Below are 9,822 nucleotides of genomic sequence, written 5' to 3'. Positions count from 1 at the left end.
GTCACCGGACATCAGCCGGGACGACCACCCCAGAAGCACGAACGAGGAGAACCGACATGTCTGTCGACGAGGACAACCGCAGCTACCGGGTCGTGGTGAACCACGAGGAGCGGTACTCGGTCTGGTTCGCCGGGCGTGAGCTGCCGGCCGGCTGGACGGCCACCGGATTCGAGGGGTCCAAGAGCGAGTGCCTGACCCACATCGACGAGGTGTGGACGGACATGCGGCCGCTCAGCCTGCGCCTGCGGATGGCCGCCTCCGAGCAGTGACACAACGGCGTCCGGGCGGGTGGCCGGCGCTCGGCCGGGCCACTCGCCCGCGATCCACCGGCCGGTGGTGCCGGCCGCCCGGCATCCCTGTGCCGAAGCAACCATGAGAAGAACAGCACACAGAGTGAGGCAGCGGGTAATGAGGGTTTTTTCTCACGGGCGTCTGGAGCGACTCGCCCGCGATCGAGGCATGCCCGAGGAGTACCTGCACGATCTGCGGGTGGTCTCGTCGGTGTTGCCGTTCAAGGTCAACGAGTACGTCGTGGACGAGCTCATCGACTGGTCCGCCGCTCCGGACGACCCGATCTTCCGGCTCACCTTCCCGCATCGGGACATGCTGCCGCCGGACATCTTCGACAGCATGTCGGCGCTGCACCTGGGCGCCGCTTCCCCCGACGTGATCCGCAAGGCCGCCCGGGAGGTCCATGGCCGGCTCAACCCCAACCCGGGCGCCCAACTGGACACGAACGTACCGACACACCGCGGAGAGCCGCTGGGGGGCGTCCAGCACAAGTACGCGGAGACGGTCCTGGTCTTCCCCTCCCAGGGGCAGACCTGCCACTCCTATTGCGGCTACTGCTTCCGCTGGCCCCAGTTCGTGGGCAACGCCGACATCCGGCAGGCCGCGTCGGATGTCGACCGGGTCGTCTCGTACCTGGCCGCCACCCCGTCGGTCACCGATGTCCTCTTCACCGGCGGTGACCCCATGATCATGCGTTCCACCGTGCTGGAACGGTGGATCGAGCCGCTGCTCGCCCCGGCCCTGGAGCGGATTCGTACGATCCGCTTCGGCACGAAGGCCCTCTCCTACTGGCCGGCCCGCTTCACCACGGACCGTGACGCCGACGATGTGCTGCGGCTGTTCGACCGTGCGGTGGCCCGCGGCCGGCACGTGGCCGTGATGGCCCACTTCTCCCACCCGCGCGAGCTGGAGAGCCCGGTGGTGCGGGAAGCGATCCGCCGCATACAGGCCACCGGTGCCGTGATCCGGGCCCAGGCACCACTCATCGCCCATGTCAACGACCGGCCCGAGGACTGGGCCACGCTCTGGCAGAAGCTGGTCGAACTCGGGGTCGTGCCCTACTACATGTTCGTCGAACGCGACACGGGCGCCCGCAGCTACTTCGGTCTGCCACTGGCCCGGGCGGTGCAGATCTACACGGACGCCATCCGGAGCGTGTCCGGTCTGGCCCGGACCGCCCGGGGACCCGTGATGTCGGCCGGCCCCGGCAAGGTGCTCATCGACGGCGTCTCGGACATCGGCGGCACCGAGGTGTTCACCCTGCGGATGCTGCAGGCCCGCGATGCCCGCCTGGTGGGCCGGCAGTTCCTGGCCCACCACGACCCGGCCGCCGAATGGCTGGACGACCTGCGGCCCGCGCTCGGCTCGTGGTGGCCGCAATGAGGCGCGCCGCCGTCCCTTCCCGGTGGCGCCGCACCCGGCCGGAGCCCCAACCCCCGCACGACCTGGAGGACATGATGGGGCCGACCGGTACGAACGCCGCCCGCACGGAGAGCGGGCGACCACCGAGCCTGTGGCGCAACCGTGACTTCAATCTGCTCTGGGCCGGCCAGTGCCTCTCAGACCTGGGCAGCGCCATGGCCAATCTGGCCCTGCCCCTGCTCGTACTCCAGTTGACCGGATCCCCGGCACAAGCGGGTCTCGTCGGCACAACCGGCCTGCTGGTCACCCTGGTCTGCCGGCTTCCCGCCGGGGTCCTCGCCGACCGCCTCGACCGGCGCCGGCTGATGATCGTCTGCGACGTGCTGCGCATCGCCGCGTACACGGTCCTCGGATGCGCGGTCGTGGCGGGCACCGCGAGTCTCGTGATGGTTCTGGTCGTCGTGATCGCCGGAGCCGCGGCCAACGCCCTGTTCAGCACCGCCGAGCATGCCGCGATACGCAATCTGGTCCCTTCCGACCAGCTCTCCACCGCGGTCGCTCGCAACGAGGCGCGGTCCTACGGCACTTCGCTGGCCGGCCCGCCGATCGGAGGGCTGCTGTTCGGACTGGGCAGGTCGCTGCCGTTCCTCGGTAACGCGCTCAGTCATCTGCTGTCGCTGGCGGCCGTCCTGGTCATCCGCCGGCCCCTGCAGCAGCCTCGCAAGGAGCCGCCCACGTCGGGTGGCGCGGCGGGGCTCGAGGGCCTGCGGTTCGTGCTGGGCAACCCGTTCCTGCGCGCCCTGCTGATGATCGCGGCCCCGCTCAACATGGCCTTCACCGGCATGATCTTCGCGATCGTCGTCTCCTTGCAGCGCTCCGGCACCTCCGCGTTCCTGGTGGGCCTGGCCAGTATGATCTTCGGCCTGGGCGGGTTCCTGGGCGCCTTCGCCGCCCCGGTCATCCAGAAGTGGCTGCGTCTGCCGCGACTCATCCTGGTGCTGGCATGGGCCACCGCCGGACTGATAGCGGTCAGCGCCCTGTTCTCCACCAGCGTGCTGGCGGCGGTGCCGCTGGCCGCGGCGGTCTTCCTCGGACCCACCTGCAACGCCGCCCTCTTCGGATACCAGGCGGCCATCACCCCGGACCATCTCCAGGGCCGAGTGGTCAGTGTGATCTTCCTGGCCGCCACCTCGGCGGCAGCCCTCGCACCCGGGCTGGCGGGCCTGCTCCTGGCGCACTTCAGCAGCGGGGCGGCGATGCTCGTCTTCTCCCTGCTGGTGGCCGTCGCCGCAGTCACCGCCACCTTCAGCAGCGGCATCAGGTCGATGTCCACCGCGCCGTGAGGCGCGGTCCCGCATCGACACCCGGTCTTCGGCGAATCCCGCGCCCCTCTGTCCTGCGTACCGCGGAGCCCCGCCGTGCGAAGCGCGCCTGTACCGCCCCTGGTCGGCCCGACCACGGCGGGCCGCCCTCCTCCCTTCCGAATGGAGCCCCATGAACACCGTCACGCCCGACCGCGCCGCCGAAGGCGGCACCACCGGCCGGACCGCGACACCGCGCCACTACCTGATGTGCGCTCCGACCCACTTCACGGTCAGCTACGCGATCAACCCGTGGATGGAACCCTCCAAGCCGGTCGACACCGCGCTCGCGGTTGTCCAGTGGGAACGGCTGCGCGCTCTCTACGAGCGGCTGGGCCACCGCGTGGATCTCATCGAGCCCGTCGCCGGCCTGCCCGACATGGTCTACGCGGCCAACGGCGCCACCGTCGTCGACGGCAAGGTACTCGGCGCGCGGTTCCGCAACGCCGAGCGAGCGGCCGAAGGTCCGGCGTACCTGGACTGGTTCCGGGCCGCCGGCTACACCGCGGTCCACGACCCCGAGCAGGTGAACGAGGGGGAGGGCGACTTCCTCCTCACCGACAGCTTCATCCTCGCCGGACAGGGCTTCCGCACCAGTCCGGAAGCCCATGCCGAGGCCCAGAAGTTCTTCGGCAGACCGGTGATCGGTCTGGAACTCGTCGACCCGGCCTACTACCACCTGGACACGGCTCTGTCCGTGCTCGCCGGCGACGAGGTCATGTACTACCCGGAGGCGTTCTCGGCAGACAGCAGGGCCGTGCTGGAGCGCCTCTTCCCCTACGCGCTGCTGGCCACGGCCGAGGACGCCTCGGTCCTGGGCCTCAACGCGGTCAGTGACGGGCGGCATGTGGTCCTGCCGCAGGCCGCGACCCAACTGGCCGAGCAGCTGTCGGCCCGCGGGTTCGAGCCCCTGGGCGTGGATCTGTCCGAACTGCTCAAGGGCGGCGGCAGCGTCAAGTGCTGCACGCTGACGCTGCGGGAGTGACCCGGGCAGCCGGCCGAGTTCGGTCCGCCTCCGCGGCGGCCCGGGCTCCGCGGCGGCCTCCCGCCGCACGGTCCCGGGCCGGGTGAATCGTCGTCACTCTCAGGAGCGGTGAGGGGAATCCATGGACGACCCGGAGCCACCGGGAGAGACATCGACCTCGGCCAGGGCTGCCAGCGCGACGCGCAGTTGGGTACGCGAATCGATACCGAGCTTCGCGTACGCGTGCAGCAGATGGTTGTCGACCGTCCGGATCGAGACCATCAGCCGGCTCGCGATCTCCTGACTGGCGAGGCCCTCCGCCGCCAGCGCGGCGATCTCGGACTCCCGGCGCGTCAACGGGCGGACCGCGCCGACGCCCAGCGCCGGGGTCCGTGCGCCGCCGCACCGAGCGAGCGACTGCCCGGCCAGGATCGCCGCCGCGGCGGCCGAGCGGGTGTCTCCCTCCCGTTCAGCGGCTCGCGACGCCTCGCGCGCGGTCTCGGCGGCCAGCAGATCCGCGCCGGCCAGCCGGCAGAGATCCGCCGCGTCGCGCAACGACCGCGCCGAACCCGCCGCGTGGGCCGCGGCGGCCGCAGCCCGCGCTCGCGCCAACGGGCTGTCGCTGATCCGGGCCAGTTCGCTCAGACGCTCGTGCACCCCGGCTGCTCCGCCCAGCCGGGCGACATCGCTGAGCAGCCAGCCTTCGTAGGCGTGCATGCCCACTTCACCGGCCTGCCGCGCCGCGTCCGTCAGCAGCCTCCTGGCGCGTGTGAGGTCTCCGTCCGCCGCCGCGGCCCAGGCAGCGGCCAGCTCCATGGAGAATTTCGCCGACTGCTGCAGGTCCGCCGGTGCCCGGCCGATGGTCTCGAACATCGCCCGCGCGTCCGCGGCCGACCCCGCCTGGGCGTGCACCACGGCCATTCCGGCACAACTGATCACCAGCGGTCGGGGGTAGTTGTTCGCCCTGGCGAGCGAAATGGCCTCGCCGTACCAGTCGCGAGCCCTTTCCAGCCGCCCGGCCATCAGCTCGCACCGCCCCAGGTGCGCAGCGATCCAGGCCTGGAGATACACCGCCTGGGCTCCCACCGCGCCGGTGTAGGCCTCTTCGCCCACAGCCCGTGCCTCGTCCGGGCGGCCCGCCTCGGTGAGGGCGACCACACGGTAGATGGCGGGGCCGCTGCAGTGTGCGGACGGGTCGGATCGTCCGCCCTCGCCCGCGGCGTCCGTCATCTCCTCGTGGACCCGCCTGCTCAGCTCCACCGCTTCGCGGGTCCGTCCCAGATACGCAAGGGCGAGGGACTTCTGCAACTGGCCCCACATGCGCAGCCGTGGGACCTGCACCTGTTCGGCGTCCTCGAGCAGCGGCAGTACCCGGCGTATGTCGCCGCAGTACATGAGGTAGCCGGCCTCATTGATCCGCAGGACCCGGCGAGCGCCCGGGCCGAGTCCGGCACCGGCGGACGTGTTCACCTCGAGGGTGCGCTGTGCGTCGCCGAAGCCCCAGAAGAGATTCTGGGTGCGTTCCATGACCGCGGTCAGCAACTCCGTGTCCCCGACGGCCTTTTCCTGTGCCCTGGCCAGACAGTGCTCCGCTCGCTCCCAGTCACCGGTGTGGTGGTAGGCCTCCCCGCGCATGAGCCATACGCCGAAGGGAGCCGACGCGCCGTCGGACACCGAGACCTGGGACGGGCCCGAGAGAAGCTCGAGCACGGTGGGGAAGTCGCGTACGTGGCGAGCCATGGCAGCGGCGGACATCAGCAACTCGGGGTCGACGGGGAGACCGGCGGCCAACTGCCAGGAAGCCAGCCTCAACGCGTCCTCGCGGCGGCGTACTCCGTGGGATCGCAGGGTCGCCACCTGCGCGGTGTAGATGGCCCGGCGCCGCTCCGGTGGGATGCGCTGACGCAGCACATCGCCGTACAACGGATGGACCAGCGTGCAGTACGTGCGCCTGCCTGTGGCATGGATCTGGATCAGCCCATGCCTCTCCAGCCATTCGACGTCGCCGGGATCGGTGGCCACCGAGCGCAATGATGCCAGGGGGACCGGCTCGCAGAGCGCCACCAGTTCCATGATGTCCTCACGAGGACCGGACAGCCCTTCGAGGCGTCGGCGGATGATCGACGACAGTCGCTTCGTCCCGCCGGGCCGGCCATTGAGATGCCACAAGCCGTCCCCCAGTGTCAGGGTGCCGTCGCCGACAGCTCCGCTGACCAGCTCGTAGAGAAAGAGTGCGTTTCCGCGGGACGAACTCACCAGGGTCTCGAGAGCGGCGTGTTCGATCGGGTGCCTGAGGCAGCGGCGCAGGAGGTTCCGGACCTGTGCGCGGGTGAAGGGGTGCACGGCGATACGGCGGGTGGAGTCGCTGCGGTCGATCGATTCGACCGCGTCGGACGGCGGTGCGCCGTCGCGGACCGTGGCGATCAGGAAGACTGCCCGGGCCCACAGCAGATGGCCGAGCAGGACGGCCGATGCGCTGTCCAGCAGATGCAGGTCGTCGACGAGCAGCACGGCCCGCCGGCCGGCTCCCTGAGAGCCGTCGTTGTGCCCCGGGTGCAGGCCGAAGGTCCGGGCCGCGGCGTGGAACGCGGTGACGGCGTCGTCCGAGACGGCGTCGGAAGGCAGCAGGTGTGCCAGCGCCCCGAGCGGCAAGGTGGCCGCCGAGGCGGTGGCGACGGCCCGCTCGACCCGGTGGCCGTTCCGCGCGGCGAGACTCAGGCACTCCTCGGCGATGCGGCTCTTGCCCACGCCTGCCTCGCCGTGAATGAGCACCGCAGTGGTGGCAGGACTCTCCAGACAGGTGGCGAAGGCGTCGAGTTCGGTCTGCCTGGCGGTGAAGGGCCACCGTTCGCGCACGGGCGATGCCGGTTCCGAGGTGCGGCCGGACGGGAAATCCGGCCGCCCGACGGGAAGGGCAGAGAACCGGTTGGACTTCACGCACTACTCCCTATCGTCCGGACACACGATCCGGAGAAGCTGACGATGCGGCCGGGAGACCACTGCCAGCATGGACGTTTGATCGCCCATCGCGCATGAGTCGTGCCTACTCATACCCTCGTCCGGTGGGCGGCCGACGACGTTCGACAGGCTGCCTCCTGCGGTCCCGCGGACCGTCCATGCGCTTCTCGTGGGGCACGGGTTCGGGGCACAGTGCCTGACCGAGCACCCGGCGATCGCGAACGCCGACCTTCGCGTAGACGCGGTGCAGGTGATTTCCCACCGTGCGCACCGACAGGGCGAGTTGGTCCGCGATCTGCGCGTTGCCCAGGCCCCCCGCCGCCAGCAGCGCGATCTCCATCTCCCGATCGGTCAGATTGTCCCGGACACCCTGCGGTGCAAGCCCAGGCGTACGGGCCCCGCACAGCGGCGCGAGCCGCTCGGCCCGTGCTCGGCAGGAGGCTGCCGTTCGTCGTGATCCGTTGCGGCTGTGGGCCCCGGCCGCTGCCGTCCATGTCTCGGCCGCCATCAGCCGCGCGCCCATGACGTCCGCCTCCTCGGCACACCGCTCCAGCTCGGCGCCGGCGTGCGCGGCCAGCGCACCGGCCGTACGGGCACGGAGCGCGATCAGGGGGTTTTGACAGCGGATCGCGAGTTCGGTCAGCTGCGGGTGGACGCCGTGGGCGTCACCCAAGCGGGCGACGTCGTACAGGAGATGGGACGCGAGGGCCACCAGCCCGGTCCGAAGGGCTGTCCGCGCACCGTCGCTCAGCAGTGCGCGCGCATCGCCGTAGCGTCCCAGGGCAGCGGCCCGCCATCCTTCGACGAGCCGGCATTCGGGACGTCGGTCGTGGTCGGGGAGCATCCGGTCGGCCTCGGCCCAGGCGTCGTCCGAAGCGGCCCGGTCACCGGTCACCGCGCAGACGAGAGCCCGCCCTGCCTGCCCCCACCAGAGACCGGACAGGAAGCCCTGGTCCCGTGAGGTGGAGACGACCGAGGCGAACCAGTACCGCGCGCGGGCCATGTCACCCTGGAGGTAGGCGATCCAGGCGAGGTCCGTGGCGGCACGGATCTGGGCCGTCCCCGCGCGCGTGTCCACCGCATGGTCGTACGCCTGGTGGGCCAGGTCCTCCGCCTCGTCGAGCCGCCCGGCCTCCGCGAGCGTCCGGGCCCGGGCGCTGCGCAGCATGGCGGGGTGTGCCACGCTGGCCGCGCGGGCGCACTCGGGCCGTTCGGCGTGCTGATCGGCGGCGGCCAGGGCGTCGTCCGGGTGCCCGGACTCGGACAGGCAGTAGACGCTCGGAACGGCGGCCATCATCGCGGCCCGCCGACTCCCGTCCGCCGCCGCCTCCTTCAGGAGCGCGCGGGCCCGGCCGACGTCACCGACAAGGGTCCACAGGGCTGCTTCGTTGGCCTTGAGGACGGCGGCGCTGTCGCCGTGGGGCGTACCACTGAGTTCCCGCTGGTTGATGGCGAATGCCTCGCCGATCCGCAGGAGGCCCTGGGCCAGATTCTGGGTGCGCAGCACGACGCCGAGCAGTCGCTCGTCGGGTGTGGTGGCCAGCTCCAGCGCGCGCGCCAACGCGTCCTCCGCCTGGTCGGGGCAGCCGCACGCGTGCTGGAACTCCCCGAGCAGCAGGTACGACTGTGCGTCGGGACGGACGTCGACCAGGGCAGTGACGAGGCGCAGCGCGGCGCGGAAGTCGTGTGCGTCACGGGCGAGTTCGACGGCTTGCAGGAGGTCTTCCGGCTGGACGCCGACCGCGGCGTCCAGCCGCCAGAGCGTCGACCGCAGCAGCTCCGCACCGGTCGGACCGTTGCCGCTGGGGACAGCGGCGAGCTCGGCTCGCGCCAGCAGCATCCTGCGTTTCCGGTGCAACGTGGCGGTGGTTCGCAGTACTTCGCCGTGGAGCGGATCGGTCAGGTCGGCCAGCGCCTGCGGACCTTCTCCCTGAATGCGCAGCAGTCCGGCTTCCCGCAGCGTTTCGAGCACGTCCGGCGGGAAGAGCGCCGGCCGATCCGGCCCGCACAGGGAGAGATGCTCCAGCACGGCGTGGCTCGGTGGTGCGAGTGCCGCCAGACGGAACCGTACGAGTTCCACGAGGCGCGGCGGCGGAGCGAGCGGGGTGGTGATCCGCCACAGGCCTGTCTCGCGTACCAACTGCCCTCCGTTCAGGGCTCCGCTGACAAGTTCCCTGAGGTAGAGGGGCCTTCCCCCGCTGACACGGTGGAGCTGTCGTGCAGTGCGCCGCTCCACCGGACCGTCGAGGACGCGTTCGAGCAGGGTCTGCACAACGGTCCAGGAGAGCGGTTCGAGAGGTACGAGGTTCAGGTTCCCGGCGAGGTGGGCGCTCGCGGACTCCTGTCGGCACTCCGGTGTGGCCGTGGCGATGAGCAGGAACTCACCTGCTGTCAGGAGCGGTTGGAGAAGTCCGACCGACTCGTCGTCCAGCAGGTGAATGTCGTCCAGGAGGAGCACCGGCCGGCGCCGTACATGGCCTTGGGCCGTCCGGGGCCGGTCGGTGCGGAGTGTGAGGCGGCCGTGCAGGCCGGGAGAGAGCAACGGAGCCAGTGCACCGAGCGCCACGGAGCGTGAGGCGTGGGTCGCTGCGGCCCGGATGACCGGGTGTCCGCGTTTCCGGGCCGATTCCCACACCTCGTGCCCGAGTCGGGTGGCCCCGGCACCGGCCGGGCCGCGGATGATGACGCCGCGACTGCCTGGAGCGGTCAGGAGGTCTGTGGCGTCCGCCAGTTCGACCGTCCTGCCGATCAGCGGCCACGGCAGTACGAGGGGGGATGTGGTCATGTGCATTCTCCAGGGAGCGGCATGGGTGCGCGACGGGTGAGGTGCGTGTCGCGTGCCGTCCGGCGTGCGTGAGGGGTGGCGAGAGGAAGTGCGCAGAGCGG

6 protein-coding genes are annotated in these 9,822 nt (G+C 71.0%); 4 read left to right on the top strand and 2 right to left on the bottom strand.

Going from position 1 to position 9,822, the window contains the following annotated elements; translation table 11 throughout:
• The first annotated feature begins 56 nt into the window (after nucleotides 1–56).
• The 4 genes from ACQPWZ_RS00675 (at nucleotide 57) to ddaH (ending at nucleotide 3,999) form a co-directional block, all read left to right on the top strand.
• Nucleotides 57–269 (top strand): MbtH family protein, encoded by a 213-nt coding sequence (locus ACQPWZ_RS00675; RefSeq protein WP_433570246.1) that lies wholly within the window; start codon nucleotides 57–59, stop codon nucleotides 267–269.
• A 190-nt stretch (nucleotides 270–459) separates the two neighbouring features.
• Nucleotides 460–1,674, top strand: coding sequence for a KamA family radical SAM protein (locus tag ACQPWZ_RS00670; protein ID WP_340471114.1), 1,215 nt, complete (start codon nucleotides 460–462; stop codon nucleotides 1,672–1,674).
• Nucleotides 1,671–2,996: an MFS transporter gene (locus ACQPWZ_RS00665; RefSeq protein ID WP_356706236.1), complete on the top strand. Its 1,326-nt coding sequence runs from the start codon at nucleotides 1,671–1,673 to the stop codon at nucleotides 2,994–2,996. The genes ACQPWZ_RS00670 and ACQPWZ_RS00665 overlap by 4 nt, the downstream gene beginning before the upstream one ends.
• A 151-nt stretch (nucleotides 2,997–3,147) precedes the next feature.
• Nucleotides 3,148–3,999, top strand: a complete 852-nt coding sequence (ddaH, locus tag ACQPWZ_RS00660) for a dimethylargininase (RefSeq protein WP_433570245.1) — start codon at nucleotides 3,148–3,150, stop codon at nucleotides 3,997–3,999.
• Between the two features lie 99 nt (nucleotides 4,000–4,098).
• Here the strand turns inward: ddaH and ACQPWZ_RS00655 are convergent, their stop codons facing one another.
• Both ACQPWZ_RS00655 and ACQPWZ_RS00650 read right to left on the bottom strand, forming a co-directional pair.
• Nucleotides 4,099–6,915: a LuxR C-terminal-related transcriptional regulator gene (locus ACQPWZ_RS00655; protein ID WP_433570244.1), complete on the bottom strand. Its 2,817-nt coding sequence runs from the start codon at nucleotides 6,913–6,915 to the stop codon at nucleotides 4,099–4,101.
• A 106-nt stretch (nucleotides 6,916–7,021) separates the two neighbouring features.
• On the bottom strand, nucleotides 7,022–9,721 hold the full coding sequence (locus ACQPWZ_RS00650; protein ID WP_433570243.1) for a LuxR C-terminal-related transcriptional regulator: 2,700 nt from the start codon (nucleotides 9,719–9,721) through the stop codon (nucleotides 7,022–7,024).
• Between the last annotated feature and the right edge of the window lie 101 nt (nucleotides 9,722–9,822).

Source organism: Streptomyces sp. CA-251247, assembly GCF_050952975.1.
Taxonomy (GTDB): domain Bacteria; phylum Actinomycetota; class Actinomycetes; order Streptomycetales; family Streptomycetaceae; genus Streptomyces; species Streptomyces achmelvichensis.
The sequence above is the reverse complement of the archived record's forward strand: the minus strand, read 5'-3'. Positions and strand labels throughout refer to the sequence as shown.